Origin of the sequence: Nonomuraea sp. NPDC059007, assembly GCF_042740555.1 — a bacterium.
GTDB lineage: Bacteria > Actinomycetota > Actinomycetes > Streptosporangiales > Streptosporangiaceae > Nonomuraea.
Genome location: NZ_JBHYJD010000017.1, coordinates 184,883 through 211,152, shown reverse-complemented (window position 1 = coordinate 211,152; position 26,270 = coordinate 184,883). Strand labels below are relative to the sequence as shown.

The following is a 26,270-nucleotide window of genomic DNA, read 5'->3' as shown; positions in this document are numbered from 1 at the left end:
GAGCAGCACACCGGCCGCCCAGGCGATCACCACCGGGACCAGCACGAACGCGCTCAGCACCGCCCACGCGGCGAACCGGTTCCCGACGATCCCCGGCCCCCAGGCCAGCGCGGCGCCCACCGTGGAGCCCACGGCCAGCGGCGCGAGCACGCCGCGCGGGCCGCGGGCGACGCCGATGCCATAGACCATGATCAACTCGATCCAGCCGCACCACAGCACGAGGTCCCCGCCCGGGGTGATCGGCCAGCCGGAGACCCGCGCCAGCTCGATCAGCGGGTAGAGGGACAGGGTCGCGGCGAGCGCGGGGACCGGGCGCGCGAGGTGCCAGCGCAGCGGGAGCGCGTGCAGGATCAGCAGGGGTACGAGCAGCGCCAGTTCCTTGGCCGGCAGCGGAACGTCGCCCGGATCGGGCACCAGCAGCCCGCCCACCGGAATCCCGACGCCCAGGACCACCGGCGCCCAGTTCCGGACATGCTCGCTCCACCACCGCCCCCGCCGCGACCCGCCGTCACCGAGCGGCAACACGGCACGCACCCGCCAGCCGCACCCCGCAGGGACCGCCGTGGGGCCCGCCTCCAGGGAGCCGCCCGCGGCCGCGGCCTCCGAGCGCAGAACCGCCAGTCCGCAGCCGCTGCCCGCGTCGAAGGCCGCGCCCCCTCGTCCCTGGTCGGTGACGGAGACGACCAGCCGCCCGCCATGCTCTCTGACCAGCACGTCGACCGGGACGCCTGGGGCGTGCCGCCGGCTGTTGGTCAGCGCCTCGCGTACGATCCGCACCGCCAGCGCCGCGATCGGCGGCGGCACGTCCCCGGCGTCCCTGCGGTAGGCGACCCCGCGCCCCGGCCAGCCGGCGACGAGCGCGTCCAGGTCGGCCAGACGCGCGTGGTCCGCGCGAGCGTCGAGCTCGGTCAGCCTGGTCAGTTCCGCGACGACCAGCCGCCCCTCCCGTACGGCATGCGCCCCCGCCTCAGCCGTCAGCCGGCCATCCCGGACATGCAGGGCGGACGAGGCGCCGATCATGATGCCGGTCAGCCGGTGGGCGGCGGTGTCGTGCAGGTCGGCGGCCAGCCGGTGCCGCTCGGCCTCGGCCGCCAGACCGGGCACCGCCGCCGCACCCGAGGCGTACGCGGCGAACGCGCGCCTCCTGGCTCCGCGTACCCGTGCCGACCTGCCGAGTGCCCAGCCGGCGGCGCTGAGGCCGGCGGCCAGGAAGGCCACTCCGGCGACCTGGCCGGGGGTGCCGCCGGCGGCCAGGGTCACGGTTGTCGCGCTCGCTCCGGCCAGGGCTACGAACCAGAGGACGACGCGGGCCGTACAGGAAAAGGACAGTCCCGCCACCACCGCGACGGCCGCGAACGAGCCTGCCCACCACACCGTTCCAGGATAGGGATATCTTGTCGGGCCATGTCGCCAAGATCGTGGTTATGGTGGGGCGTCGCCGTGGTGCTCACGCACGCGCACCTGGTCTTCGCCCGCCCTTCCGACGGCATTGGGTGTGCCGGAATCGGCCTGTATCAGGTGGTCGCCGCCGAGCTGTGGTCGATCGCGGACTGGGTTCCGCTGGTCTGGTACTCGGGGATACCGGCGGTCGGCCTGGTCGTGGTGACGTGCTGGCTGTGGGAACCGTGGATCGCCCGGCAGATCGTGCGGTGGCTGGCGGCGTTGCTGCTGCTCTTCTTCGGCCTTGAGCAGTTCGGCTTCCTCGTGGATCTGTTCTTGAGCCCAGGATGTCTGGACACGTGGGGCTGGTCGGCGTTCACTCGCCTCGACCTGCTTCCGCCGCTGGCGGCGTTGTGCATGATCGCGGCGGTGCGCGCTCCCGGTCGGAGGCTCCTGAACGTCCGGCGGGTGACGGTCCTGGTCGTGGTGGCGCTGCTGACCCTGCTCCCCACGGCCGACCAGGGGCCCGGGCACACCGGTGAGCGGACGCCGGTGCGCCCGAGGGCGGCTGCGGAAGAGCAGGACTTCGATCGGTGGGAGGCCGACAGCCGGCGGGCCTGCGACCGGGGCAGGCACCGGCCGAAGGTCAAGCCGGTGGTCGCGGGCCGGCAGTGGATCCTGTCGGAAGCCGGGCTCGCGGTGTTCGAGGAATCCGCGGATGAGGGCCTGGCGTTCGAGGTGGCCGCGGACTATCCGGTCTGCGTCACCACCGAGGCGTATCGCCAGGCTCCCCCGCGGGAGTCGCGTGGGTGGGAGCGGGTCAAGGAGGTGGCGTACGTGAGCCCGGACGGCGCGATCGTGGTGCACGATCCCTTGGCGGGGCCGTCGGGGCTGCCGAACCTGGCGATCGCCGGGCCCGGACGCTACCGGGTGCGGACGCACTACCGGATCGCGCACGACGACGGGGTGGGGCATCTGCTGGTGATCGTGTTCCCGGAGCGGCGGTGAGCCACGGGGCGGGTGCCTCGGGGCTCACCGGGTGGGGCTGTTATCGCTCGTAGTGCTCGTGCAGGGTGACCGAGCGGTACTCGTGGGTCCTGTTGATCCTGGCGTCGACCAGCCAGACCTTCGCGTACACGTCGTCCTTGTTGTCGGTCCACGAATTGTCCTCGTCGAGGCGGCTGCCGCCGACGCGGATGTCGAACTCGGCGCTGAGGCCGCCGGACCAGGCGGAGACCCAGCTGACGGGGACGGCGAAGAGGGCGTTGTCGAAGGCGGGGTCCTCGCCGAACGTCTTGGCCGAGAACGGCTCGCCCGGCGCGTCGATGATGGCCTGGGCGTCGCTCTGGCTCATGGTGACGTCGATGCCGATGTGCACGTCGTAGATGCCGGGTCCGGCCTTGGTGATGCCCAGGCAGATGACGGCGTTCTTGTCGGTCCTGCAGGACTGGGCGTTGGCCGGGGGCGCGACGAACAACATCAGCGTGGCGATCGTGGCCGTCAGGACGCTGATCGCGGCGACGAACCGGCGGCTCATGGTGGTGACCAAGGGTTCTCCTCGGGGTGGTGCGCCGCACTCCGTTGGCGGCGCGCTCATCCCGTGGGGCGTGACATCGCCGTTCCATGGGGGTGGAACGGCGCATGGCACAGGCCGGACGTCAGGTGACGAGCAGCAGCGACTTGCCGACCGTGGCGCGTTCGGCGAGGGAGGCGTGGGCGTCGGCGGCGCGCTCCAGCGGGAAGGTGGCGCCGATGCGTGGCGTGATGACGCCCTTCGCGGCGAGGTCGAGCGCCTGGGCCAGCACGTCGCGGACCTCGTCCTGCTCGGGCGGGCCCGCCTCCAGCGCGTTGTGGACGCGTACCCGGCGCCGTTCGGCGAGGTCCGGGTCGATGGTGGTGAACTCCCCGCCGGAGGTGCCGTACGTGATGAAGCGCCCGCCCTCGGCCGCCGTCTCGAACGCCGCGAGCCCGAGCGCCCCGCCCACGCCGTCGAAGACGAGGTCGACGCCGCCGGTGGCCGCGCGTACGCGCTGCCGCCAGTCCTCGGCCGAGTAGTCCACGACGACCTCGGCGCCCAGTTCGCGGGCCAGGTCCAGCTTCTTCTCGCCCCGCGCGGCCGCGGCCACCCGGGCACCGGCGTCGCGGGCGAGCTGCACCAGGAGCGACCCGGCCCCGCCCGCCGCGGCGGTGACCAGAACCCACTCCCCCTTAACGATCGCCCCGTCGCGGGCGAGCAGCAGCGCCGTCACCCCGTCATGCAGTACGGCCGCCGCCTCCCGGAATCCCAGCCCGTCCGGGATCTCGACCACCTCGCCGGCGGCGGCGACGATCCGCTCGGCGTAGCCGGTGGACGACCTGGCCACCACCCGCCGCCCGACCCAGGACGGGTCGACGCCCGCGCCCACGGCCGACACCACGCCCGCTCCGCCGCCGCCGGGCACGTAGGGAAGGTCGCGGGGGAAGTAGTCAGCGCCCCAACCGGCGCGCAGCAGGGTGTCCAGATAGATGACGTCGGCGACGGCCAGGTCGACGACCAGCTCGCCCGCGCCGGGGACCGGGTCGGGCACCTCGACGGGCGTCAGGACTTCAGGGCCGCCGAACTCGCGCACATGAATGGCTCTCATGCCCCCTACCCTTCAACCTCCAGCATGGTTGAGGTCAAGCCAGGCGGGCGAAGAGGCCGTCGAGCAGCGACGAGAGGCCGAACTCGAAGGCGTCGCCGCCGGTGGGGTAGTCCGGCTCCAGGCGGGCCCGCAGGCGGGGGAAGCGCTGGGCGGTCTCGACCATCTCCGCCATCGCCTCGTCCATCCGCTTCTCCTCGTCGGCGCCCGCGCGGCGTACCTTCGCGCGCAGGGCGGACTCGGCCGCCTCCCCCTGCGCGGCGCCGATCACGAACATCAGGATCGACGCGGCGACCCGGTCGGCGTCGGCGGCGCCGAAGCCGGCCGTCTCGTGGACGGCCAGGCAGTGCTCGTCGTAGCGGGCCTTGTTGGGGCCGTAGATGACATGGGTGCTCATGGCCGGGATCAGCCAGAAGTGGCGGACGATCATCTCGTGGGCGCCGCGGGCGAGTTCGGCGGCGGCCTCGCGCCAGCCCATGGCGGCTGAGTCGGGCAGCCGGATCTCGCCGAAGACGTGGTCGGCGGCCAGCTCGACGAGCCGGTCCTTGCTCTTGACGTGGTAGTACATGGCGGTCGCGGCCGAGTCGAGCTGGGCGCCGAGCCGCCGCATGTTCAGGCCGGCCACGCCCTCGGCGTCCAGGACCTCGACGGCGGCCAGGACGATCTGCTCCTTGGTCAGCGACATGCCGCCATCGTATTGCACTTAGTTCAACTACGTCCTACAGTTTTACTAAGTTCAAAAACGAGGAGACATCCATGAACGCCCGCATCGCCGCAGCGGTGATCCAGCTACTGACCGTGGTCCCGTTCCTGCTGGGGATCTACTCCGTGACCTTCTACGGCGCCGCCGCCCAGCGGGCCGCCGAGGCCGAGATGGCCCGCCAGAACCAGCCCCTGGAACTGCTGACCGGGAACGGCATCAGCTTCGCCGGCAGCGAGGGCCTGGCGATCGTGATCATCGTCATCCTGGTGGTCCTGGCGCTGCTCAACCTGACCGGCAGGCGGATCGGCCGGATCCTCTCCTGGATCTTCCAGCCGATCCTGCTCGTGCTCGGCGTCGTCATCATTCCCGGCCAGGTGTTCACGGCCCGCTTCCTGGAGCCGGTGCTGCCCGGCGTGGACACGCACACGCTGGTCGCCGCGGCCCTGGGCGCCATGCCCGCCTGGGCGACGACCGTCAGCTGGGCCAAGCTCGTGCTCACCACCGCCGGCTCGGTCGCCGTCGTGGTGCTGCTGATCCGGGCGGCTAAAGCCACTTCGCGGTAGGCCAGGACTCCAGTTGCCAGGCGCTGTCCCAGAACATCCACTCGAACTCCGCCGCCTTCACGAAGGCGGCCCGCATCTCCTCCAGGAGCGCCGGGTCGGCCTCGGCGGCGAGGCGGTCGGTGATCTGCTTGGCCCGCGTGACCGACGCGGCGTACTCGGGGTCGGCGTAGGTGGCGATCCAGGCGCGGTACGGATGGGTCTCGGAGCTGCGGCCCACCAGCGCGGTGCCGACGTCCTCGTAGATCCAGAAGCAGGGCAGCACCGCCGCCGCCAGCACCGGGTACGGCGCCGACAGCGCGGTGGCCTGCAGCCAGGAGGAGTAGCCGAGGGCCGTGGGCGAGGTGGGCACGCCGGTCAGGTCGGCGGCCGTCAGGCCGTACTGCTCGATGTAGCCCTCGTGGAGGGTGCGCTCGGCGGCGATGGCGTCGTGGGCGGCCTGCGACCAGAAGGCCATCTCGTCCGGGTCCGCCGCCCTGACGGCCGCGGTGGCCAGGGCCTTGGCGAACGCCTCCAGGTAGCGGGCGTCCTGGACGATGTAGAAGGCGAAGCGCTCGCGGGAGAGCGTGCCGTCGCCCAGGGCGGTGTTGAACGGATGCTCGTGGATGGCCCGCAGCAGGCCGGCGGTTTGGGTCCAGGCGTCGTCGGTGAACACGACAGTCCCTTCGCTAGTCCGAACTAGATCAGGTTCGACGGGTTTGGATCTCAGCCCTTGTCGGGCACCCCGCGTCGCGCGCTCACAGTAACAGCCGCCAATGCGGTGAGTCCCATCAGGAGGGCGCCGAACCAGAGGGCGCCGGTGATGGCCAGGTTGTCGGCCACGATCCCGCCGAACGCGGCGCCGAAGGCGATGGCCAGGTTGAAGACGGTGGTGTTCAGCGCGGTCGCCGCCTCGGCCGAGGCTCCGGCGCCCTTCAGGATCCAGGTCTGCACGGCCACGGGGGCGCCGCCGTAGGCCAGGCCCCAGATCAGCAGCAGGATCGAACCGGTCACCGGCGTGGTGCCGGCCAGCGGGAAGATCACCATGATCACGGCCAGGGTCGCGCTCAGCGTGACGACCCGGCGCCTGACGTCCCAGGACGAGCCGACGAAGGTGCCGACGACTCCGGCGACGCCGAAGCCGAGCAGGACCGGGCCGATCAGGTCGGCGGGCACGCCGGAGACGTTCTGCAGGATCGGGCTGATGAAGGTGAAGGCCGCGTACTGGCCGCTGACCACGAGGAACGTGGAGATGACGGCGGCGCGGACGACCGGATTGCGGAACTGGCGCGGCAGTTCGCGCAGGCGGACGGGGGCGGTGGCGGGAATCCTCGGCAGCAGCCACAGCAGCGCGCCGACCACCAGCAGGGCCAGCACGCCGACGGCGGCGAAGGCGACCCGCCAGTCGGTGAGCCCGCCGATGAGCGTCCCGGCCGGGACGCCGAGCACGTTCGCCGCGGTCGCACCGCCGAAGGCCAGCGAGGTGGCCCGCGCGACGTGACGTTCCGGCACCAGCCGTACGGCGATGCCCGCCGCGAGCGCCCAGAACCCGCCGATCCCGATGCCGACCAGGAACCGGGAGGCCAGCATGACGCCGAAGTTGGGCGCGACCACGGAGACCGCGTTGGCCACCACCATCAGGCTGAGCAACCCGATCAGCACGGTACGCCGGTCCAGCCGCCCGATCGCCACGGGCAGCAGGGGCGCGGTGGCGGAGGCGACCAGGCCGGGCACGGTCACCATGAGCCCGGCGGCGCCCTCGGAGATGTCCAAGGAGCCGCCGATGGCGGTGAGCAGGCCGACGGGCAACTGCTCCACGGTGACCATGGCGAACGTGCCCACGGCCACGGCCGCCACGGCCAGCCATTCCTTCAGTGAGACCTCTTCTCGCGTGACGATGGACACGCCGATCACCTCTCATTGATAATCTTAACGTTGAGATATCACCACTTTATTGTGTGAACGTCAAGTCTGTTAACGCTAAATCTGTGAACGTTAAGAGGTTTCGCCATGAGCGACGCGGTGGACATGCTGCTGGCCCAGTGGAAGAGGGAACGCCCCGACATCGACCCCTCCCCGATGGGGATCATCGGCCGGGTCTCCCGGCTCAGCCTGCTGTTCGGGGGCGAGCTCAAGACGTTCTTCCAGGAGCACGGGCTGGAGCGATGGGAGTTCGACGTGCTGGCCACGCTGCGCAGGTCCGGCGCGCCGTACGAGCTGAGCGCGGGGGAACTGCTCAAGGCGGCCATGGTCACCTCGGGCGCCATCACCAACCGGATCGACCGCATGGAGGCCAAGGACCTCGTCGAACGCGTCAGGGCCAGCGGCGACCGCAGATCGGTGCGGATCCGGCTCACGCCGCAGGGGCTGGAGCTGGTCGACCGGCTCGTCGGGGCGCACGTGGACAACGAGGAACGCCTGCTGGCCGCCCTCGGTCCCGCCGAGCGCGATCAGCTGGCCGGGCTGCTGCGCACCTTGCTGGAGTCGCTGGGAGACACGAGCCTGGTAGAATGAAGATGGAGAGGGCCGCTTCCCGTGATCACGGGGGCGGCCATGCTGCGTTCATGACCTTTCTCAGCCAGCTCGCGCGCACCGAGCGGTTCACGCTCGGCCGGCCGTCCTCCTTCACCGTCTCCGCCGACGGGCGTACCGTTTTCTTCCTGCGTGACAGCAGCTTGTGGGCTCATGCCCAGGGTGAGGAACGCCTGGTCGCGGGGCCCGGCATCACCGCGTACGCGGCCGACGACGACGGCCGGGTCCTGGCCTTCGAGCGCGACGGGCAGCTGTGCACGGCCGGCGGAGCGCTGCCCACGGCCGAGCCGGTGCGCGCCCCCCGCCCCGACCCCACAGGCGAGCGCATCGCCTACGTCAGCGCGGGCGCGCTCCGGGTCATCGGCGTGGACGGCGACGGCGACCGGGCCGTGGCCGAGCCCGACGGGCCGGAGGTGACGTGGGGGCTGCCCGAGTACGTCGCGCCCGATTCGATCGGGCGGCGCGAAGGCTTCTGGTGGGCGCCCGACGGGCAGCGGTTGCTGGTGGCGCGGGTGGACACCGCGCCCGTCCAGCGCTGGCATCTCGCCGATCCGTCCGATCCGTCGCGGCCGTCGCGCTCCTTCCCGTATCCGGCCGTGGGGACCGCCAACGCCGACGTGACGTTGTGGATCGTCGATCTCGACGGGACGAGGATCCGGGTCGAGGCCGACGACGAGTACCTGACCGCCGCGGGCTGGGACACCCACGGGCCCTACGCCGGCGTGCAGAGCCGCGACCAGCGCCGGGTCCGGCTTCTCGCCGTCGATCCCGCCACCGGGCGGACGGAACTCCTGGACGAGCGGCGTGACGCCGCCTGGGTGACGCTGGTGCCGGGGCTGCCGCGCCGTACCGGGAAGGGGGTGTGGCTCACGAGCGACGACCGCGACGACACCCGCACCCTCCTGTACGGCGGGCGGCCCGTCACCCCGCCCGGCCTGAACCTGCTCGAGGTGCGGTCGGTGGACGGCGAGAGCGTGCTGTTCACCGCCACCGACGAGCCCACCGAGACCCAGCTGTGGTCCTACCACCCGGACGCCGGCCTGGAGAAGCTCGGCCGGGCCGGACTCGACGACACCGCGCGCGGAGGCACGACGGTGATCGGCGCCAGGATCCGCCCGAGCGGCGAGGAGATCGTCTCCCACGCCGAGAAGCCGGTGCTCGACCTCAGGATGCGCCTGCTCAGGCTGGGCCCGCGCGAGCTGCGGGCGGCGCTGTTCCTGCCGTCGTGGCACCGGGAGGAGGACAGGCCGCTGCCGGTCCTGGTGGACCCGTACGGCGGGCCGGCCATGCGTAAGGTGACCGCCGAGCCGTTCTGGGCCAGCTACGTCTCGCAGTGGTTCGCCGAGCAGGGCTACGCGGTGCTCGCGGTGGACGGCAGGGGCACGCCGGGCCGCGGCCCCGCCTGGGAGCGCGCGATCCATCTCGACATCGCCCAGCCGGTGCTCGACGACCAGGTCGAGGGCCTGCACGAGGCGGCGAAGCTGGAGCCGGCGCTCGACCTGAGCCGGGTGGCGATCCGCGGCTGGTCGTTCGGCGGCTTCCTGTCGCTGGTCGCGGTGCTGCGCCGGCCGGACGTCTTCCACGCGGCGATCGCCGGCGCGCCCGTCACCGACCAGCGCATGTACGACACCCACTGGCGCGAGCGTCACCTCGGCCAGCTGGACGAGCACCCGGAGGCCTACGACCGGTGCTCGCCGCTGCTGGAGGCCGAGCGGCTGACCAGGCCGCTGCTGCTGATCCACGGGCTGGCCGACGACAACGTGGTGGCCGCGCACACGCTGCGCCTGTCGGCCGCGCTGCTGGAGGCCGGGCGCCCGCACGAGGTGCTGCCGCTGACCCGCGCGGGGCACCGGCCGACGGCCGAGTTCCTCCTCGCGCACCAGCTCGGCTTCCTGCGCCGAGCGCTGCCGGCCGAACGTTTTCGTTGATCGGAAATTGTCGGACTGGTCGGGTAAATTCCCGTTCACTGATCGACCGATACCAATCTTGGAGGTCGTCCTTTGAACGCGGACAGACCCGCGTGGGAGCAGCTCAGCGCGTTGCGGGTGGTCTCACCGCTCCAGCCGCGCAAGCTGGCTAAAGTGCCCTTCGTCGAGATGGCGGAGGGCCGGCTGCAAGGTGTGGTGTCCAGCGGTTCCGACATCGAGCGGGTGTACGTCTCCTCGATCACCGCCGGAACCCACGGCTACAACTGCAGCACCAACAACAACCGGCCCTGCGGCGGGCTGCGCGGCGCGCCGTGCAAGCACCTGCACTCGCTGGTCGACGAGGCCGTCCTGCAGTACGGCCTCGACCAGGTGGCCCGCTACCTGCGCGTCGAGGGCGAGCGCGCGGGCGACCTGGTGCGCAACCTGGACGGCGGGCACGAGTCCATCCCCGCCGCCGTGGTCTTCAGCCGCTTCCTGCGGCACCTGGCCTACCTCGAACTGCCCGCCACCAGCGAACCGGTCGCCGAGATGCACTGGTTCCCCTCGCTCGGGGCGGTGAGCTGATGCTCGCCACGCAGCTCGCGGCCCTGCGCGAAGGCCCGCAGCCCGGACTCGACGAGGCGCTCGGCCTGGTGGCCGGCTTCGACGACGCGCTGGCCAACGGCTTCGCCCGGCTGGGCGAGGAGCGCGCGGAGGCGCTGACCGCGCTCGCCGCCGCCGTCGCCGCCACCCCCCTCGGCCCCCTGGCCGCGGACGCCGCCGGGAAGCTCACCGCGGGCTCGATCGCGGAGGAGCACCTGACGGCGCTGGCCGGAGCGCGCACGACGCTGCTCGGCGCGGTGCACGACGCGCTGCTCGCCCGGCTCGACACCGCGCTCGGCCGTACCCGCGCCCCCTGGAACGGCGCCCAGCCCCCGGCCGCCGACCCGCTCACCAGCGCCTGCCGCTCCTGGCTGGCCGAGCTGGCCATCACCGGCTGGCGCGGCGTCGACCACGAACTCGCCTCCTCCGCCGACCAGGCGATCCAGGGCATGCTGGCCGAGCCGCGGCTGCGCCGGGCGGGCGTCCTGCTCGACGGCCTCGCCGCCGAGCTGCGCGCCTCCTCCCCGGTCGGCGCGATGGAACACCTGCCCGTGCGCCGCTGGGCCGACCTGTGGGCGCGCGCCCTGCTGCTCACCCAGACGGGCGCGGTGGAGGGCGCCGAGGAGGTCTCCGGCCGGCTGCTGCCACTCGGCGTCGACATCCATGAGCACGGTACGGCCGTGCAGATCCAGCTCCACGCGATCCTGGAGCCGCACGGCCGCCTGGTGCGCACCAGCGTGTCCGCGGCCAAGGTCGACACGATCGCCGGGCCGTTCGTGTGGCAGCTGTTCCAGGACTACCCCGTGCTGACCGGCGCGCTGGCCAAGCACCTCAGCCTGGAGATCACCGGCATGACGCTGCTGCCCGGCGGCGACCTGCTCTGGCAGGAGGCCAAGGCCGGGGTGGGCGCCTACAGCGACCCGTTCGCCACCGCCCGGGTCCAGCTCGGCGGGGCGAGCGCGCCGGCGGTGCCGCCGCTGGACCGCCACCCGGTCCGCGTCGCCGAGCCGGTGTTCGTCGAGGGCTACAAGAGCGACGGGGCCGTGATCCGGCTCGACGGCGCCGAGCTGCCCTTCGACCTCGACCGGCTGCCGCAGTCGGGGCCGCTGACGCCCCAGTTGCTCAAGGCCTCCACCGCGTGCATCGGGCTGATGCGCTGGGACGGCGGGGGATGGCGCCTGCAACCGCTGGCCGTACAGGCGAGTGTGAAGAAAGAGGCGGTGGCCGCGCACAACGGCGACTGGGCGCAGGGGCCCACCGACCAGAAGGTGCTCAAGAGCGGCGCCAAGGCCGGCGATCCCGTCTCGGTGCTCAAGGAGCGAGCGGGACGGTTGCTGCGCAAATGACGGAAACCCGACGTCAGATCCTTTACTGGCGCCTGCTGGCGCGCGTGTTCGAGGGCGAGGAGCAGCCTTCCCTGGAGAAGGCCAGCGTCGCCATCGTCGACGACCTCGGGCTGCCGCCCGCGTTGCTCGACCCGGGCGTGTCCATCGACAACCTGGTGCAGCGTCATCCCGAGCTGGCCGACAGGCTGCGCAAGCTGGACGGCGACGAGGTGACCAACGCGGCGCTGGTGTCGAAGCTGCTGCTCAACACGTTCGCCACCGGCAACGGCACGGTCAGCGCCACCCAGCTGGCCGGGTGGAAGCAGGACGCCGGATGGCTGCAGGAGGCGTTCGGCGGCGAGGCCGCGGGCGAGCTGGGCAAGGTCGAGGCCGACCTGGTCAAGCGCATGCACCTGCGCGAGGTGCTGGCCGACCCGCAGCTCGCCAAGCAGCTCACGCCCAGCATGTCGCTGATCGAACAACTGCTGCGCGACAAGGCGAACCTTTCCGGCGTGGCGCTGGCCAACGCCAAGGCGCTGATCCGCCGGTTCGTCGACGAGGTCGCCCAGGTGCTGCGTACGCAGGTGGAGAAGACCAGCGCGGGCACGATCGACCGGTCGGTACCGCCGAAGCGCGTCTACCGCAACCTCGACCTTGAGCGCACGATCTGGAAGAACCTCACCAACTGGAGCCCCGAGGACGAGCGGCTCTACGTCGACAAGCTCTTCTACAAGCAGACCGCCAAGCGCACCACCCCGGCCAAGATGATCGTGGTCGTCGACCAGTCCGGCTCGATGGTCGACGCGATGGTCAACTGCACGATCCTGGCCTCGATCTTCTCCGGGCTGCCGAAGGTGGACGTGCACCTGGTCGCGTACGACACCCGGGCGCTCGATCTGACCCCGTGGGTGAACGACCCGTTCGAGGTGCTGCTGCGCACCACGCTCGGCGGCGGCACCAACGGCACGGTCGCGATGGCGCTGGCCCGCCCGAAGATCACCGATCCGCGCAACACCGTCATGGTGTGGATCTCCGACTTCTACGACAACCGGTCGCTGATCACGGACTTCGAGGCGCTGCACAAGTCGGGAGTCAAGTTCATCCCGGTGGGCTCGGTGAACAGCTCGGGCCACGCCAGCGTGGACCCGTGGTACCGCCAGAAGCTCAAAGCCCTCGGCACACCGGTCATCTCCGGACACATCCGCAAGCTCGTCAACGAGCTCAAGACTTTCCTGAACACCTAGGAGCCTCCGTTGCTGCGTGCCCCCGCAGAGATCAAGTTCGCCGAAGAGCTCGACTACCTCGAGTCGATCGACACCTCCCCGAAGCCGTTCTCCTGGCGGCTCAGCCCGCGCATGGTGCGCATCTTCGTGCTCGGCTCCGACCGCGCCGACGGCCTCGACCGCGAGATCCCGCAGAAGTGGTTCGGCGACCGCAGCTTCGTCGAGCGCAGCATCGTCACGCTCGCCTCCGACCGCGGCCTGCTGCTCATCGGCGACCCCGGCACGGGCAAGAGCTGGCTGGCCGAGCTCCTGGCCGCGGCGATCTCGCGCAACTCCACCCTGGTCGTCCAGGGTACGGCCGGCACCACGGAAGACCACATCAAGTACTCCTGGAAAGTCTCCATGGTCATCGCCAAGGGCCAGTCCAAGGAGTCGATGATCCCCTCGCCCATCATGACCGCAATGGAACGCGGCGTGATCGGCCGCTTCGAGGAGCTGACCCGCTCCACCAGCGACGTGCAGGACGCGCTGATCTCGATCCTGTCGGAGAAGTACGTCTCCATCCCCGAGCTGCCCGACGACGACAACATCGTCTTCGCCCAGCCCGGCTTCTCCATCATCGCCACCGCCAACAGCCGTGACCGGGGCGTCAACGACCTGTCCTCGGCCCTGAAGCGCCGGTTCAACTTCGTGCGCATCCCCGTGGTGACGAACAAGAAGAGCGAGGCGGAGATCGTCCGCTTCCGTACCGAGGAGCTGCTGCGCAGGCACCAGATCGAGCTGGAGCTGCCGCCGACGCTGCTGGACATCCTGCTGCAGAGCTTCGCCGACCTGCGCGCCGCCGCGGCCTCGGCCACCAGCGACGACGAGAAGCTGGAGTCGGCGCTGTCCACCGCCGAGCAGATCGGTGTGCTGGAGGACGCCATCCTGCACAGCCAGTTCTTCGGCGACAACACGCTGAAGGCGGCGACCCTGGCCAGTTCGCTGGTCGGCTCGCTGGCCCGGCGCAGCCCGGAGGATCTGGCGATCCTCAACAAGTACCTGCACGGCGTCATCGAGCCGCGCAGCAAGAAGGACGAGGGCGGGCCGTGGAAGGAATTCCTCGACGGCGGCCGTGAGGCGATCTCCACCCTGTCATGAGCCCCTTCGACCCCCTGCGCGAGCAGCTCGCGAGCGCCGCGGAGACGTTCGGCGCCGGTCTGATCGACGACGTCGAGCAGGCGCTGCGGACCGACGTGGAGATCTTCCCGGTCTGCCACCACTCGCCGGCCTCCGGGCTGGCGATGGTCCGGCGGCTGCGGGAGAAACAGCCCAAGGTCATCTACCTGGAGTTGTGCGAGGACCTGCGACCCGTCCTGGACGAACTGCACAACTGCAAGCTCCCGGTCGCGCTGCAGGCCTTCGCCACCGACATCGACGGCTTCCCGAAGGAGTGGGCGCCGCTGAGCGTGGTCGCGCCCATCACCGAGTCGTCCGCGGAGTACCAGGCCATCGCCTACGCCCTGGACACCCCCGGCGTGGAGATCGTCCTGGTGGACCGGTCGGTCGACCACGTGTTCCAGTGGGAGCCGCGGGCGGAGTCGGCCGACGTCGGCATCGAGATCGGCGACCTGCGGCCCGGCTTCGCCGCCCTGGAGGAGCACCTGCTCCACCACGGCAAGGTGCGCCACTGGTCGGAGTGGTGGGACCAGTACGTCGAGCAGCCGCTGTCCGGCGCGGACTACGAGACCTACCGCCAGGTCATGGTGCTCATCGGCAGCCTGTTCCGCCGCATCAAGCCCGGCGGCAACGAGGTGGACGAGGACCGCGAGCGCTACATGTGGACCAGGATGCGCGAGCACCTGGCCGCGACCGGCGCCGACCCCGCCGACTGCCTGTACGTGTGCGGCGCCTTCCACGCCGCCAGCCCGGTCATGGACGAAACCCTCGACATCAGCCCGCGCACCGAGACGAGCTGGCTCTACGGGCTCATCCCCTCCAGCCACTCGGCCATCGAGAACCAGTTCGGCCTCGCGCCGGGCTCGGTCTCGATCGCGGCCGCGACCTGGGACAAGTCGCTCAAACGGCACGGCCTGGCCTCGTACCAGCTCGGCTCCAAGCGCAAGGGTAAGACGCCCGCCCCGGTCGAGTCGCAAGGGCTGCACGCCTTTCTCACCCAGCCGCCCGTCCTCGACGGCTTCGACGAGGCGGAACTGCTCGGGTGGTGCGTCGAGATCGTCCGGCTGGCCAGGCGCAACGGCTACCTGGCCAGCACCGCCGACGCCATCGCGGTGTTCGAGACGTCGATCCTGCTCGCGGGCATGCGCAACAGGAAGCGGCCCACGCCGTACGACTTCCAGGACGCCGCGGTCACCTGCATCGAGAAGGACGTCGTACCCGGCCGCAGGGACGTACGGCGGCTGGTCGAGATCATGCTGGGCGGCGACAAGGTCGGTCAGGTCGGCTACGACTCGCTGCCGCCCCTGGCCAGGGACGTGCTCGACCGGCTCAAGCCGCTCGGGCTCGACCTGGAGAAGCGGACCATCCAGCGGGCCCTGATCGACCTCGACGCCCACCCCGAGCTCGAACCCTGCTCCCACCTGCTGTGGATCCTGCGCAGGCTGCTGCCCGACGACGCCGTCCGGCCCATCATGGGCTCGCGCCGGCTCGGCGAGCGCTCCCACCAGGAGAGCTGGGACCTGTCGATCGGCCGCAACCAGCGCTCGATCATCGAGCTGGGCTACGAGGGCGTCACCATCGAACAGGTCCTTGAGCAGCGGCTACGGCGCGCGGTCTGGGACCCGAAGGCGACCGCATCGGTGGCGCTGGACGCGGTCGAGGACTCCATCCTTTACCTGGGCAGCAGGCGGTTCACCGACGAGCTCGGGGCCCGCGCCATCCAGTTGCTGTCCGGCGAGCGCACCGTCGACGACGCCCCCGACGTGCTCCGGCGCATCCGCCGCCTGCTGGCCCACTACCGGGCCACGGAGCCGGAGCTGCCGGAGTGGGCCAAGGCGTTCGTGACCACCGGGTACGCGCACTACTGCACGTTGCTGCCCACCGCCTTCGTCGAGGAGGAGGCCGGGGTGCGCCAGGTGGGCGCGATGCTCGGGTTCCTGTTCACGATGGAGAGCCTGGCGTTGTCGCTGGGCTGCGACCGGGCTCAGCTTGAGCTGGCCGTACAGCAGTCGCACCCGACGGTGCCGGCGAAGGTGGCGCTGCTGTGGACGGCGCGCTACCAGCTCGGGCTGCTCAGCATGGCGGAGCTGCGGGAGCTGGTCGGTGGGCTGCTCGGCAGCCCGCTGGTGGTGCCGTCGGTGCCGCAGTACGTGAGCGGGTTCGTGCAGGCGCTGGAGTCGGCGCCCGCGCTGGCTCCGTTCGTGGTGGAGGTGTTGTCCAGGGCGTTCGGGCAGTTGCCCGACGACGTGCTGCTGCCCTGGCTGCCCAAGCTGATCACCGCCCTGCGGGAGCAGGCGCCCGAGCTGGTGCCGGTGCTGGTCCGTGAGGCCGAGCGGACGTTCCCCGCCCGGCTGGGCGAGGTGGACTCGTTCACGCCACCGTGGCTGGCCAAGCCTTCTTCGCGCAGAGCCGTGGCGGTTTCCGGGCCGGTCAGCGAGTTGCTCGCCGCGCATCCGGCGACCGGGGCGGCGGTCGGGGAGCTGCTGGGGTGTGAGCCGGTCGCCGACCTGAACGCCGAGATCGGTGCGCTGCTGGCGGCGTATCCGGAGACCGGGGTGGCTGTCGCGGGCCTTCTGACCTGAGTTCCGCGTGGAAGCGGCCGGCCGGGTTCCGGCCGGCCGCTTCCTTCAGTCCTCCGCCCGCGTCCGGCCGGGCCAGGGGAGATCGGCGCCCGCGACCGTGCAGGTCAGCGCGGCCACCTCGGCGGCGAACGCGGCGGCCGCGCGGGCGCTCTCCAGGTCGAGCCGGTCCAGGCGGCCGCCGAGATGTCCGTGCAGGCGGTGCAGAAGCCCGGCGGTGAACGCGTCCCCCGCGCCCACCGTGTCCACCACCTCGACCGGCACCCCGGGCACCACGACCCGTTCGCCGTCCAGCGACACCATCGCCCCGGCGGCGCCCCGGGTCACCACGACCAGGCGGACGCCCTGCTCATGCCATCGGTCGCAGGCGGCCTCCTGGGAGGTTTCCGGCAGCAGGAAGGCCAGGTCCTCCTCGCTGAGCCGCAGGATGTCGGCGCCGCCGGGCAGACGCTTCAGGTACGCCTCTCGCCCGGCGAGGCCGGGCCGTACGTTGGGATCGACGGAGATCGTCGCGTACGGCGCCGCGGCCGCCACGAAATGGGCCACCTCCTCGGCCCCAGGCTCCTTGACCAGCGCCAGCGACCCCGTGTGCAGACACGATGCTCCGCCGAGCCGATCGAGCCCGAGCTCGGCCCGGCTCCACTGAAAGTCCGCCGCCCCGTCGGCATGGAACGAGTAGACGGCCCGCCCGGCCGCATCGAGCGCGGCGACGGCCAGCGTGCTCGGCTCGGCGGCGTCCACCACGCCGGAAACATCGACCCCGGCCCCGGCCAGCCGCTCCCTGAACAGCCGCCCGAACACGTCACCGGAAATCCGCCCCAGGAACCGCGTGGGCGTCCCGAGCCTGCCCAGCGCCACAGCCGTGTTGGCCGGACCGCCCCCCGGCAGCACCCGGAGCGCCAGCTCCCCGCGGACCGCCCCGTCCGAGAACGCGTCCGCCACGCACTCCCCCAGCACCGCGATCACCGAACCTCCCAGGGCCATCAGAGCGAAACTACTGCCTGTTGGCGAAAACCAGCACGGCCACGATCGCCGCGAACACCACGAGCAGCACCAGTGCGCTCTGGGCCGCCGCCGTCCAGCCCCGGTCGGCGGCGGCCAGGAAGACGGCGCCGGTCAGTGTTCCGCCCAGGACGCCGCCGGTCTCCTGGGCGGTGCCCAGCACTCCGGCCGCGGCGCCGGCTCGTTCCCCGCGCACCCTCGCCAGGACGGTCGAGATCAGCGGGGACATCAGCAGGCCCATCCCCGCCCCGACCACTCCGAGCGCCACCGCGATCAGGTACGGCTCGCCCGCGCCGACCGCCCCGTGCACCAGCACCAGCCCGGCCACGATGGCCAGCGCCCCGGCCACCGGGCGGCCCCGGCGTAGCGAGGCCACGAAGAAGCCCGCGTTGAGCGCGGTGAACACCATTCCGGCGGACAGCGGCCCGAGACCCAGGCCGTCCTGCAGATACACGGCCAGGACGAACGACAACCCCGCCGAACCGCCGAACAGCAGCGCCACGGCCACCAGCCCGCGCGCGAAGCCCTGCTCTCCGAACACGCGCAGGTCCAGCAGGGGTTCGGGACGCGTACGCTGGCGGGCCACGAACGCCGTGAGCAGCGGTGCGGAAAGGGCGAGCAGCAACCAGGTCCACAGCGGCCAGCCCAGCTCGGGCCCCTGCACCAGCGGCAGCACGATCGCCGCCAGCCCGCCCGCCACCAGCAGCGCCCCCGGCACGTCCAGCGTCCGCCCCGCGCCCGCCGGGGCGGAGGCCGGGAGTTCGGGGAGGACGATCCTGGCCACCAGCAAGGCGGCGACGCCGATGGGCAGGTTGATGAGGAAGACCGCGCGCCAGCCCAGCCCGCCGAGGTCGGCCGCCATCAGCAGACCGCCGACCACCTGCCCGCTGACCCCGGCCACGCCGGTGGCGGTGCCGTACCAGCCGAAGGCCCGGGCGCGGTCGGCGCCGGGGTAGAGGGCGCCGATCAGCGTGAGGACCTGCGGTGCCAGGAGGGCGGCCGCGCTCCCCTGCACCACCCGGGCCACGATCAGCACCAGGATGCCCGGCGCCGTACCGGCGGCCACGGAGGCCAGCGTGAACAGCGCGAGCCCGGCCATGAAGATCCTGCGCGCCCCGTAGAGGTCCCCGAGGCGGCCGGAGATGATCAGCCCGGCGGCGTAGGCCAGGCCGTACCCGCCGAACACGAGTTGTGTCGCGGCGGGACCGGCGGCGAAGTCGGTGCGGATGGAGGGGATGGCGACGTTGGCGATGAAGAAGTCGAGCGTGGTCACGAACACCGCGACCAGCACGACGGGCAGGGGCAGCCAGCGGCTGGGGCTGCGCACGGCTGGACTGGCGAGGACCACGACGGCTCCTGGGGCGAGAGGGATGAGCGGTGGTTGAACACCAGCCCGGTCGAACCGGTTTCACCCTGCTCCAGACCGATTCCGATCCCCTGCGGATCGGCTACGGATGGCGCATAATCTCCCCGTAATGCCGAACTCTCCCCGCTTCGCCGCACGTATCGCACCGGTCATCAACGCCGCCCACGTCAGCCTCCACGCCGCCGCCCGCCCCGGCTTCGAGCACCCGGCGTTCACCCCGGGCTTCCTGGTCGACCTGCGCTACACGCTCCCCCTCCGCCCCCTGACCCGCGCCGGCCTGTCCACGATCTACCGCTACACCAAGCCCGCGGACCTGGCGGAAGAGGTGGCCCTCCACCTGGCCCAAGGCACCCTGAAGGAGACGGACGCCCTCCACCCGACCTCCAGGACCACCACGTTCATCAGGTCCCTGTACGCCCACCACGAGGCCACCGCCGCCAGGATCTGGCCCGACGTGACGCACCTGGCCGCCCAGGTGGCCCGCGTGCTGGCCGCCGCCCCCAGGCAGCCGGGCAGCGCGCTGGAACTGATGGCCCCGCCCTACGAACCCCCCGGCGCCGCTCCGGGCCTCCTGCTGTTCAACCGCCTGGCCGCCCTCCGCTACAGCCGGGCCGACGCCCACGCCGCCGCCTGGCGGGCAGCGGGCCTCACGGCCGAAGAGGTGGTGAACCTGCGGGACGGCCCTCTGCACGCCGAGATCGAACACGCCACCAACGTGGCGGCGGCCGAGCCGTACGAGATCCTCACCGACAGGGAGCGCACCGACCTCCACACCGGCCTGAGCGCGCTGATCTGACTCAGTGCAGCCCCTTCTTCCCGAGGGCCCAGAAAGGCTTGACCTTGATCGAGGTACGCGCCCAGTTCCGCTCGCGCACCAGAAAGTCGCGGACCATCTGGCAGGTCTTGGCCTCACCCGCCACGTAGGCGGCACCGGTGTTGCCGGGCAGTTCCAGCTCGGCCAGCCCGGCCAGCAGCACGGTCGAGGACACGGCGGGGACACCGCGCCGGTGCACGCGCCGCAGCGGGTGCTCGCCGGGCATCGGCAGGTCGTGCTCGGCGCTCTCGCTCTCCAGCACGCCGTACACCTGCGCCGCCGGCCCGAGCTCGCGGATCATCGGCCCGAACGCGGCGCTCGCCGTCTCCTCGCCGACGAACACGTGGAACGGCGCCTCGCGGGTGAAGAAGTCGCCCTGCGGCCACCACAGCGTGACGGCCGAGCCGGGCTTGGTCTCGCGGGCCCAGACCAGGCCGATGCCGTCTCCGGGATAGTCGTGCACGCGCAGTTCGATGGCGAGCCCGTCGAGCTCCCAGATGGTGTACGTGCGCAGCGTCTCACCGGGCCGCAGGAGTCCGGGCACCGACAGCGGGTCGGTGATCTGGACCCTGACGTGCTGGCCCGCCCGGTACGGCAGGCCGATCGGCGCGCTCGCCACCAGACGGATCCGCCGCATCGTGGGCGTGACCAGCTCGTTGTCGGTGACGGTCGCCTCGACCGTGTAGCGGGCGAAGTATTTCCGCATCACGCCTCCTTAATAGAGATAAGCTACCTTAGAGCCATTAAGCAAACATAGATACTCTAGGATGTCAACGTGGCAACGACAAGGCGGGACAGACTCCGGCAGGCGACGCTGGCCGAGATTCACGCGGCGGCGCGGCGGCTGCTGGTCGAACAGGGATCGGGCGCGGTCACGATCAACGCCGTCGCCAGGGAGGTGGGGATGAGCGGCCCCGCGCTCTACCACTACTACTCCGGACACGACGAGCTGGTCGGCGCCGTGACCGCGGGCTTCTTCCGCGAGATGGCCGAGGTGATGGAGGCCGCCCGCGACCGGAACTCGGGCGAGCCCTTGGAGACGCGCATCCTGGAGACGTGCCGCGCCATGCGCACGTGGGCGATCACGCACCCGGCCGAGTTCGGCTGGATCTTCGCCAGCCCGGCGAGCCCGCCCAACAAGCTCCCGGAATCGCCCCGATACCAGGCCGCCCATCACTTCGAACAGATCTTCAGCGGCCTGGTCACGGAGTTGTGGCAGACCAGGCCCTTCCCCGTGCCCGACCTGGCCGACCTGCCGCCCTCCCTGCAGGAGCAGCTACGCGCCTACTCGGCCGCCATCGGCGGCGCGCTGCCGCCCGCGGCCGCGCACGTCTTCCTGTCCTGCTGGATCCGCCTGTACGGCCTGCTGTGCATGGAGGTCCTGCACCAGCTCGACTTCGCCTTCACCGACCTGTCCCCGGTCTACGAGGAGTGCCTGCGCGAGCTGGGCGAAAGGCTCGGCTTCCGCTAGCCGAACACCTCGTCGCGGGCCAGGTCCAGCGCGGTCAGCACGGCGCCCTGCAGGACGGCGTTGCCCTCGACCGTGCTCGGCCGCACCCGTGTGGGCGCCGGTGAGCGCAGCGCGACCTGCTCCTCGACCAGCGCGGCCAGTTCCTCGCCGCCCTCCCGGCCGATGCGTCCGCCGAGCACGACCAGCCCGGGGTCGAGCACGGCGACGACCGCGAACACGCCCCGCGCGATGCGCTCGGCCAGGCCCGTGCCGTCCTCCAGCGCGGCCTCGACCGCACGGCAGAGGGTCGGATCGTGCATGCCCAGGTCGAGCGTGCCGATCTCGCCGGCGCCGCCGGACATGCCCCTGCGCAGCTTGCCGCCCAGGACGATCGCGCCGCCGACGCCGTCGTCCAGCCACATGAGCACGAAGTCGGCGACGCCGCGGGCCGCGCCCTGCCGGTGCTCGGCGATGGCGGCCAGGTTGGTCTCGTTCTCCAGGACGACCTGGACGCCCAGGCTCCGCCGTAGCTCGCCGAGCAGGCCGGGATGCCAGCCGCGCACGCGGTAGTCGCTGGTCAGCGCGCTGGTCTCCGGGTGGACGAGGCCGGGCGAGCCGATCACGACCGCCTGCAGCCGCCGCCCGCCCGCGGCCTGCGCGACCGCTCCGGTGATCGCCTCGTAGAGGTCTTCGGAAGGCTCCCGTACGGCGGTGCCGACCTCGCGCCCGGTCAGGTCTGCCACGGTCACGCGCAGGCCGGTCCAGCGGATGTCCACCCCGGCGACGTGCGCGCGATCGGCCACCAGCCCGTAGACCCGGGCGTTCGGCCCGCGCCGGTCCTCGCCCGACTCGCCGGTGACCTCGATCAGTCCGGCGGAGCGCAGCCGTTCGACCAGGTCGGAGACCGTGGGCCGGGACAGGCCGGTGATCTCGCGCAGTTGTGGAGCGGTCAGCGGGCCGCGTTCGAGCAGCAGGTCGAGGGCGAGCCGATCGTTGATGGCGCGCGCCATGGCCGGGGTCGCGGTCTTCACGGGCCCATGATAGCCACGTGCTCTTTTCATCAGGAAGGCTAACTGTTAATTTCTCGTCTGTGACCAACCATCGCGCCATCGCTCTCGTGTTCGCCACCCACGGAGCCGTCGCGGGCAGCCTGTCCACGCGGATCCCCTGGCTGCAGGACCACTTCGCGCTCACTCCCGGCATGCTCGGGCTGGTGCTGCTCTGCCAGCCCATCGGCGCCTTCATCGGGATGCCGATGGCCGGCCGGCTGGCGTACCGGATCGGCGGGCGGCGGGCCACGCGCATCCTCATCGCGCTGTGGTGCGTGCTGGTCCTGGCGCCTGTCCTGGCGCCGGGGCCCGGGTGGTTGTTCGGGGCGTTCCTGCTGCTCGGCGCCGCCGCGGGCACCAGCGACGTGGTCATGAACGCGCACGCCGTCGTCCTGGAGCGCAGGCTCGGCCGCTCCATCATCGCCGGGCTGCACGGCCTGTGGAGCGTCGGCAGCCTCGCCGCGGGCGGGCTCGGCGTGCTCGCCGCCCACCTGGGCATCGACGCCCGGCTGCATCTGGCGGCGGTCGCCGTGCTGCTGCTCGGGCTGAGCGCGGTCGCCGGGCGCGGGCTCCTGGCCGACGAACCCGCCGCGGCCGGCGAGCCGGCGCCGCGCAGGTTCGCGCTGCCGACGCGGGCCATCGCGGCGATCGGGCTGGTCGGCTTCTGCGGCACCTTCGCCGAAGGCGCCTCCGCCAACTGGGCCGCCGTCTACGTCACCCAGGTCGCCGCCGCCGCACCCGCCGCGGCGGCCGCCACCTACACGGTCTTCATGCTGTTCATGGCCGGAACCCGGCTGCTCGGCGACCGGATCGTCGGCCGGTTCGGCGCGGTCGGCGTCGTCCGCGCAGGCGGGGTCGTCGCCGCCGTGGGCGGGGTCCTGGTCGTCGCCGGTCGCACGACGTGGGTGTGCGCCGCGGGCTTCGCGCTGATCGGGATCGGGGTCGCGGTCAGCGCGCCCCTGGCCTATGCGGCGGCCGGCCGTACCGGAAGCTCGCCCGGCGAGGGCGTGGCGGGCGTGACCACGATCACCTACCTGTCCAGCCTGATCGCGCCCGCCGTGATCGGCGGGGCCGCGGATGTCCTGTCCTATCCCGCGGCCTTCGCCCTGATCATCGTGGCCGTGCTCCTCATGGGCGCCCTGGCCGGCGCGCTGCGCCCCGCCCCCGCGCGGGAGCCGTGCCCGTCCTAGCCGAGCACGGGGAAGTTGGAGCGGAAGACGCCCTCGGGGTCGCGGGCCCGCTTGATCGCCCGCAGCTTCCCGAGCGTCTCGGCGGAGAACGCCGCGGCCGCGCTCTCCCCCGCCGCCAGGAAGGTGAACGGCTTGCGCCCCGACACCCGCTCGCCCAGCGCCGCCACGACCCGCTCCTGCTTGTCCCGCGACGCCGCGGAGAGCTGCGGGTTGATCGCCAGACCGAGCAGATACAGCAGGTACGGCTCCGCCACCCCGCCACTCGCGCCTTCCCCACCCTTGGCCAGCGCCCCGCCGAGCTGCCTCACCTGGACGTTGATCAGCGGATCGATCGGCTCGGCGAGCAGGGCCGCCACGGCCTCGTCGTCGAGCCCGGTCAGCAGCTCACCCCGGGAGACGCCGGGCGACGGGTTCGTCGGCTCGTTGGTGATCGCGCCCAGCTCCGCGGTCTGCAGCGGCCCCCGGCTGTCGGACAGCAGCCCGCCGATCTCCTCGAACCTGCGCAGAAGCCGCCGCCCCTCCTCCGCCGAGCCCAGGAAGGCGGTGCTGATCCCGGCCATGGGCGGCGCGGAGGGGAACTGCACCCGGTTCAGCCAGATCGACAGCTCGTCCGGCGCGTAGGTCACGACCTCGCGCAGGGCCGCGAACACCTCGGGCGCGCGGTCGTCCGGCCACATCATGCTGCCGCCGTAGAGCTCCCGCTCCGGGTAGAGCGCGAACTCGACCGCCGTGACCAGCGCGAAGTCCCCGCCGCCGCCGCGCAGCGCCCAGAACAGGTCCTGGTCGGATTCGGCGGTGACCCGGGCGGGCGCGCCGTCGGCGGTCACCACGTCGAAGGCCAGGACGGCGTCGGCGGCCAGGCCGTACTTCCTGCTGAACCAGCTCAGGCCGCCGCCGAGCGTGTAGCCGGTGACGCTGACCAGCGGCATGCTGCCCGCGAGTCCGGTCAGGCCGTACTCGCCCGCCGCCCCCTGCACCTGGCCCCATCGCGCCCCGGCGCCCACACGGGCCAGGCGGCGCTCCGGGTCGATCTCCACCCGGTCGAGCGCGGCGGTGCGCAGGAGGATCACGCCGTCGGTGTTGCCGGAGGCGCCGTGGCCGCTCGGCTGGGTGGCGATGGTCAGGCCGGCCTGGGCGGCATGCCGTACCAGGGAGGCGACGTCATCGGCGTCGGCGGCGTGCGCCACCGCGGCGACCGGCTGGTCCACTGCGGAGTTCCAGGGCTTGCGGGCCTCGTCGAAGTCCTCGTCGCCGGGGAGCAGCATCCGGCCCTTGATCACGTCACGCAGATTGCTCTTCATAGTCTCTATGACGTAACCAGCGGGGTAATAGTGACCGTCTGGACCTAAGATTTACCCATGTCGGCTGGCGAGCACGTCCCGGGCATCGATCCACACACGCCGAGCGTCGCGCGAATGTACGACTATTTCCTCGGCGGGAAGGACAACTTCGCCGCCGACCGCCAGGCCGCCGAGAAGATCGTGCGGCTGGTCCCCGAGATCACCGAGATCGCCCGCGCCAACCGCGACTTCCTCATCCGGGTGGTCCGCGTGCTGGTCGAGGCGGGGGTGCGGCAGTTCGTCGACATCGGCGCCGGTCTGCCCACGCAGCAGAACGTGCACGAGGTCGCGCTCGGCGCCGCCCCCGAGTGCCGCATCGCCTACGTGGACAACGACCCCATCGTCCTCACCCACGCGCGCGCCCTGCTGGCCGACAACACGCGGACCATCGTCATCGACGCCGACCTCAGGCGGCCCGAGACGATCACCGGCCACCCGGAGATCCGCGCCCACCTCGACTTCGACCGGCCGGTCGCGGTGCTGCTGTTCGCGATCCTGCACTTCGTCCCCTCCGACCTCGAGGCGGCCTCGATCGTCGCCCACCTGCGCGCGTCGATGGCGGCCGGCAGCTATCTCGCCATGTCGCACGGCTACGCCGGTGACCTGGCCGCCGAGACCGTCCGCGCCGGGCAGGCCGTCTACCGGGCGTCCTCGACGGGCTCCGTGGTCCCGCGCGGCGCCGACACGTTCGGCTCCTACTTCGACGGCCTCGATCTGCTGGATCCCGGCGTGGTCCCGGTCGAGGCCTGGCGTCCGGAGTGGGAGGAGCACAAACCCGACTTCGGCAAGCCGGGCCTGCTCGGCGCCGTGGCCCGCCTGCCCTCAGCCGGATAGCCGCACCAGCACCGCGCTCACGGCGGCGAGCAGGACGGCGGCGACCGCGAGCGCGGCGGCGTCACCCACGCGCAGGTGCAGGAATCCGCCGACCAGCGCGCCGGTGAACATGGCCAGGATCGAGACCGCCCGCCGCCGGTTGGCGGTTCCGGGGGAGTCGGCGACCAGGCCGGTCAGCGTGGTGGTCAGCACCGTGGTGGTCATGTCGGGGATGCCGGTGTGGCGTACGGAGGCGTTCTGGATGCCCATGCCCAGCGCCAGCAGTACGATCACCACCGCGTCCGCCCCGGGCCCGGCCAGCACGAGCACGGCGGCGGCGAGCAGTCCGAGATGCACCAGCGTGAACGCCGTGAAAGACACCCTGCGCGCCACCCGCCCCGTCGCCCACGCCCCGAGCGCGAACGAGGCGATGGCCAGCGGCGAGGCCCACAGGCTCGGCTCCGCGACCCCCGCCAGCGCGAACCCGACGAACACCACGTTGCCCGTCATGTTGGCCACGAACACGTTGCCCAGGCCGAGAAAGCTGACCGAGTCCACGATCCCCGTCACCACGGTGAGGAGGACGAGCATGGCGGGCAGGACTCCGCGCTCCTCGCCGGGGAGCAGCCAGGCGGCGGCACTCTTCATCGCACCGCAGGCTAACCCCGCGCCGCCG

The 26,270-nt window shown here is 72.0% G+C and carries 25 protein-coding genes and 1 riboswitch; of the genes, 13 read left to right on the top strand and 12 right to left on the bottom strand.

The window, feature by feature from the left end; translation table 11 throughout:
- Positions 1-1,374 (bottom strand): sensor histidine kinase (locus ACFWY5_RS28040; RefSeq protein WP_379635309.1); only part of this gene is annotated, 1,374 nt, incomplete at its 3' end.
- A 30-nt stretch (positions 1,375-1,404) separates the two neighbouring features.
- On the opposite strand from ACFWY5_RS28040, the gene ACFWY5_RS28035 reads away from it, so the two are divergent.
- Positions 1,405-2,388: a hypothetical protein gene (locus tag ACFWY5_RS28035; RefSeq protein ID WP_379613000.1), complete on the top strand. Its 984-nt coding sequence runs from the start codon at positions 1,405-1,407 to the stop codon at positions 2,386-2,388.
- 40 nt (positions 2,389-2,428) lie between these two features.
- Here the strand turns inward: ACFWY5_RS28035 and ACFWY5_RS28030 are convergent, their stop codons facing one another.
- The 3 genes from ACFWY5_RS28030 to ACFWY5_RS28020 all read right to left on the bottom strand — a co-directional run bounded on the left by ACFWY5_RS28030 (position 2,429) and on the right by ACFWY5_RS28020 (position 4,686).
- Positions 2,429-2,929 carry a hypothetical protein gene (locus ACFWY5_RS28030; protein ID WP_379613001.1) on the bottom strand — a complete coding sequence of 167 codons (501 nt, stop codon included), beginning with the start codon at positions 2,927-2,929 and terminating at the stop codon, positions 2,429-2,431.
- 109 nt (positions 2,930-3,038) lie between these two features.
- The gene (locus ACFWY5_RS28025) at positions 3,039-4,004 is read right to left on the bottom strand and encodes a zinc-binding dehydrogenase (RefSeq protein WP_379635307.1); all 966 of its coding nucleotides are present in this window, start codon (positions 4,002-4,004) and stop codon (positions 3,039-3,041) included.
- 34 nt (positions 4,005-4,038) lie between these two features.
- Positions 4,039-4,686, bottom strand: coding sequence for a TetR/AcrR family transcriptional regulator C-terminal domain-containing protein (locus ACFWY5_RS28020; protein WP_379613004.1), 648 nt, complete (start codon positions 4,684-4,686; stop codon positions 4,039-4,041).
- A gap of 71 nt (positions 4,687-4,757) precedes the next feature.
- Here ACFWY5_RS28020 and ACFWY5_RS28015 point away from each other — a divergent pair, with 71 nt between their 5' ends.
- Positions 4,758-5,267, top strand: coding sequence for a hypothetical protein (locus tag ACFWY5_RS28015; protein ID WP_379613005.1), 510 nt, complete (start codon positions 4,758-4,760; stop codon positions 5,265-5,267).
- On the opposite strand, the gene tenA is transcribed toward ACFWY5_RS28015, so the two are convergent.
- Positions 5,248-5,919, bottom strand: coding sequence for a thiaminase II (gene tenA, locus ACFWY5_RS28010; RefSeq protein ID WP_379613006.1), 672 nt, complete (start codon positions 5,917-5,919; stop codon positions 5,248-5,250). The two genes, ACFWY5_RS28015 and tenA, sit on opposite strands and share 20 nt — an antisense overlap.
- Positions 5,907-6,001: riboswitch (TPP riboswitch) on the bottom strand. (Overlaps the previous gene by 13 nt.)
- On the bottom strand, positions 5,970-7,148 hold the full coding sequence (locus tag ACFWY5_RS28005; protein ID WP_379635305.1) for an MFS transporter: 1,179 nt from the start codon (positions 7,146-7,148) through the stop codon (positions 5,970-5,972). It overlaps the preceding riboswitch by 32 nt.
- Positions 7,149-7,253: 105 nt before the next feature.
- Here ACFWY5_RS28005 and ACFWY5_RS28000 point away from each other — a divergent pair, with 105 nt between their 5' ends.
- From ACFWY5_RS28000 to ACFWY5_RS27970, 7 genes are all read left to right on the top strand, one after another.
- Positions 7,254-7,757 carry a MarR family winged helix-turn-helix transcriptional regulator gene (locus ACFWY5_RS28000; RefSeq protein WP_379613008.1) on the top strand — a complete coding sequence of 168 codons (504 nt, stop codon included), beginning with the start codon at positions 7,254-7,256 and terminating at the stop codon, positions 7,755-7,757.
- Positions 7,758-7,807: 50 nt separating this feature from the next.
- The gene (locus tag ACFWY5_RS27995) at positions 7,808-9,703 is read left to right on the top strand and encodes a prolyl oligopeptidase family serine peptidase (protein ID WP_379635303.1); all 1,896 of its coding nucleotides are present in this window, start codon (positions 7,808-7,810) and stop codon (positions 9,701-9,703) included.
- Positions 9,704-9,775: 72 nt separating this feature from the next.
- Complete coding sequence (locus tag ACFWY5_RS27990; protein ID WP_379613010.1) at positions 9,776-10,267, top strand: hypothetical protein; 492 nt, start codon at positions 9,776-9,778, stop codon at positions 10,265-10,267.
- The gene (locus tag ACFWY5_RS27985) at positions 10,267-11,631 is read left to right on the top strand and encodes a hypothetical protein (protein WP_379635301.1); all 1,365 of its coding nucleotides are present in this window, start codon (positions 10,267-10,269) and stop codon (positions 11,629-11,631) included. The genes ACFWY5_RS27990 and ACFWY5_RS27985 overlap by 1 nt, the downstream gene beginning before the upstream one ends.
- Entirely contained in the window at positions 11,628-12,854 is a 1,227-nt protein-coding gene (locus tag ACFWY5_RS27980; RefSeq protein ID WP_379613012.1) for a VWA domain-containing protein, read from the top strand. Before ACFWY5_RS27985 ends, ACFWY5_RS27980 begins: the two co-directional genes overlap by 4 nt.
- A 9-nt stretch (positions 12,855-12,863) precedes the next feature.
- Positions 12,864-13,973, top strand: coding sequence for an AAA family ATPase (locus tag ACFWY5_RS27975; RefSeq protein ID WP_379635299.1), 1,110 nt, complete (start codon positions 12,864-12,866; stop codon positions 13,971-13,973).
- Complete coding sequence (locus ACFWY5_RS27970) at positions 13,970-16,573, top strand: DUF5682 family protein (RefSeq protein WP_379635297.1); 2,604 nt, start codon at positions 13,970-13,972, stop codon at positions 16,571-16,573. Before ACFWY5_RS27975 ends, ACFWY5_RS27970 begins: the two co-directional genes overlap by 4 nt.
- Positions 16,574-16,618: 45 nt before the next feature.
- On the opposite strand, the gene ACFWY5_RS27965 is transcribed toward ACFWY5_RS27970, so the two are convergent.
- Both ACFWY5_RS27965 and ACFWY5_RS27960 read right to left on the bottom strand, forming a co-directional pair.
- The gene (locus tag ACFWY5_RS27965) at positions 16,619-17,554 is read right to left on the bottom strand and encodes a carbohydrate kinase (RefSeq protein WP_379635295.1); all 936 of its coding nucleotides are present in this window, start codon (positions 17,552-17,554) and stop codon (positions 16,619-16,621) included.
- A gap of 10 nt (positions 17,555-17,564) precedes the next feature.
- A complete protein-coding gene (locus ACFWY5_RS27960; protein WP_379635293.1) occupies positions 17,565-18,920 on the bottom strand; it encodes an MFS transporter in 1,356 nt (451 codons plus the stop codon).
- Between the two features lie 127 nt (positions 18,921-19,047).
- Here ACFWY5_RS27960 and ACFWY5_RS27955 point away from each other — a divergent pair, with 127 nt between their 5' ends.
- Positions 19,048-19,734, top strand: coding sequence for a hypothetical protein (locus ACFWY5_RS27955; protein WP_379635291.1), 687 nt, complete (start codon positions 19,048-19,050; stop codon positions 19,732-19,734).
- A gap of 1 nt (position 19,735) precedes the next feature.
- On the opposite strand, the gene ACFWY5_RS27950 is transcribed toward ACFWY5_RS27955, so the two are convergent.
- The gene (locus tag ACFWY5_RS27950) at positions 19,736-20,458 is read right to left on the bottom strand and encodes a siderophore-interacting protein (RefSeq protein ID WP_379613018.1); all 723 of its coding nucleotides are present in this window, start codon (positions 20,456-20,458) and stop codon (positions 19,736-19,738) included.
- Between the two features lie 69 nt (positions 20,459-20,527).
- On the opposite strand from ACFWY5_RS27950, the gene ACFWY5_RS27945 reads away from it, so the two are divergent.
- Positions 20,528-21,223: a TetR/AcrR family transcriptional regulator gene (locus tag ACFWY5_RS27945; RefSeq protein WP_379613019.1), complete on the top strand. Its 696-nt coding sequence runs from the start codon at positions 20,528-20,530 to the stop codon at positions 21,221-21,223.
- On the opposite strand, the gene ACFWY5_RS27940 is transcribed toward ACFWY5_RS27945, so the two are convergent.
- Positions 21,220-22,233, bottom strand: a complete 1,014-nt coding sequence (locus ACFWY5_RS27940) for an ROK family transcriptional regulator (RefSeq protein ID WP_379635289.1) — start codon at positions 22,231-22,233, stop codon at positions 21,220-21,222. The two genes, ACFWY5_RS27945 and ACFWY5_RS27940, sit on opposite strands and share 4 nt — an antisense overlap.
- A gap of 59 nt (positions 22,234-22,292) precedes the next feature.
- On the opposite strand from ACFWY5_RS27940, the gene ACFWY5_RS27935 reads away from it, so the two are divergent.
- Complete coding sequence (locus tag ACFWY5_RS27935) at positions 22,293-23,441, top strand: MFS transporter (RefSeq protein WP_379613021.1); 1,149 nt, start codon at positions 22,293-22,295, stop codon at positions 23,439-23,441.
- On the opposite strand, the gene ACFWY5_RS27930 is transcribed toward ACFWY5_RS27935, so the two are convergent.
- On the bottom strand, positions 23,438-24,742 hold the full coding sequence (locus ACFWY5_RS27930; RefSeq protein ID WP_379635287.1) for an FAD-binding oxidoreductase: 1,305 nt from the start codon (positions 24,740-24,742) through the stop codon (positions 23,438-23,440). The genes ACFWY5_RS27935 and ACFWY5_RS27930 overlap by 4 nt on opposite strands.
- Before the next feature lie 57 nt (positions 24,743-24,799).
- Here ACFWY5_RS27930 and ACFWY5_RS27925 point away from each other — a divergent pair, with 57 nt between their 5' ends.
- Positions 24,800-25,615, top strand: a complete 816-nt coding sequence (locus ACFWY5_RS27925; protein WP_379613023.1) for an SAM-dependent methyltransferase — start codon at positions 24,800-24,802, stop codon at positions 25,613-25,615.
- Here ACFWY5_RS27925 and ACFWY5_RS27920 read toward each other — a convergent pair.
- Positions 25,604-26,242: a YoaK family protein gene (locus ACFWY5_RS27920; RefSeq protein WP_379635285.1), complete on the bottom strand. Its 639-nt coding sequence runs from the start codon at positions 26,240-26,242 to the stop codon at positions 25,604-25,606. The genes ACFWY5_RS27925 and ACFWY5_RS27920 overlap by 12 nt on opposite strands.
- Between the last annotated feature and the right edge of the window lie 28 nt (positions 26,243-26,270).

Bases quoted from the DNA above. Each gene is read 5' to 3' on its own strand.
- ACFWY5_RS27920 (WP_379635285.1), bottom strand. From the start codon at position 26,242: ATGAAGAGTGCCGCCGCCTGGCTGCTCCCCGGCGAGGAGCGCGGAGTC.
- ACFWY5_RS27970 (WP_379635297.1), top strand. From the start codon at position 13,970: ATGAGCCCCTTCGACCCCCTGCGCGAGCAGCTCGCGAGCGCCGCGGAG.
- ACFWY5_RS27925 (WP_379613023.1), top strand. From the start codon at position 24,800: ATGTCGGCTGGCGAGCACGTCCCGGGCATCGATCCACACACGCCGAGC.
- ACFWY5_RS27930 (WP_379635287.1), bottom strand. From the start codon at position 24,742: ATGAAGAGCAATCTGCGTGACGTGATCAAGGGCCGGATGCTGCTCCCC.
- ACFWY5_RS27985 (WP_379635301.1), top strand. From the start codon at position 10,267: ATGCTCGCCACGCAGCTCGCGGCCCTGCGCGAAGGCCCGCAGCCCGGA.
- ACFWY5_RS27995 (WP_379635303.1), top strand. From the start codon at position 7,808: ATGACCTTTCTCAGCCAGCTCGCGCGCACCGAGCGGTTCACGCTCGGC.
- ACFWY5_RS27950 (WP_379613018.1), bottom strand. From the start codon at position 20,458: ATGCGGAAATACTTCGCCCGCTACACGGTCGAGGCGACCGTCACCGAC.
- ACFWY5_RS28000 (WP_379613008.1), top strand. From the start codon at position 7,254: ATGAGCGACGCGGTGGACATGCTGCTGGCCCAGTGGAAGAGGGAACGC.
- ACFWY5_RS27965 (WP_379635295.1), bottom strand. From the start codon at position 17,554: ATGGCCCTGGGAGGTTCGGTGATCGCGGTGCTGGGGGAGTGCGTGGCG.
- ACFWY5_RS28020 (WP_379613004.1), bottom strand. From the start codon at position 4,686: ATGTCGCTGACCAAGGAGCAGATCGTCCTGGCCGCCGTCGAGGTCCTG.
- ACFWY5_RS27980 (WP_379613012.1), top strand. From the start codon at position 11,628: ATGACGGAAACCCGACGTCAGATCCTTTACTGGCGCCTGCTGGCGCGC.
- ACFWY5_RS28035 (WP_379613000.1), top strand. From the start codon at position 1,405: ATGTCGCCAAGATCGTGGTTATGGTGGGGCGTCGCCGTGGTGCTCACG.
- ACFWY5_RS27955 (WP_379635291.1), top strand. From the start codon at position 19,048: ATGCCGAACTCTCCCCGCTTCGCCGCACGTATCGCACCGGTCATCAAC.
- ACFWY5_RS28025 (WP_379635307.1), bottom strand. From the start codon at position 4,004: ATGAGAGCCATTCATGTGCGCGAGTTCGGCGGCCCTGAAGTCCTGACG.
- ACFWY5_RS28015 (WP_379613005.1), top strand. From the start codon at position 4,758: ATGAACGCCCGCATCGCCGCAGCGGTGATCCAGCTACTGACCGTGGTC.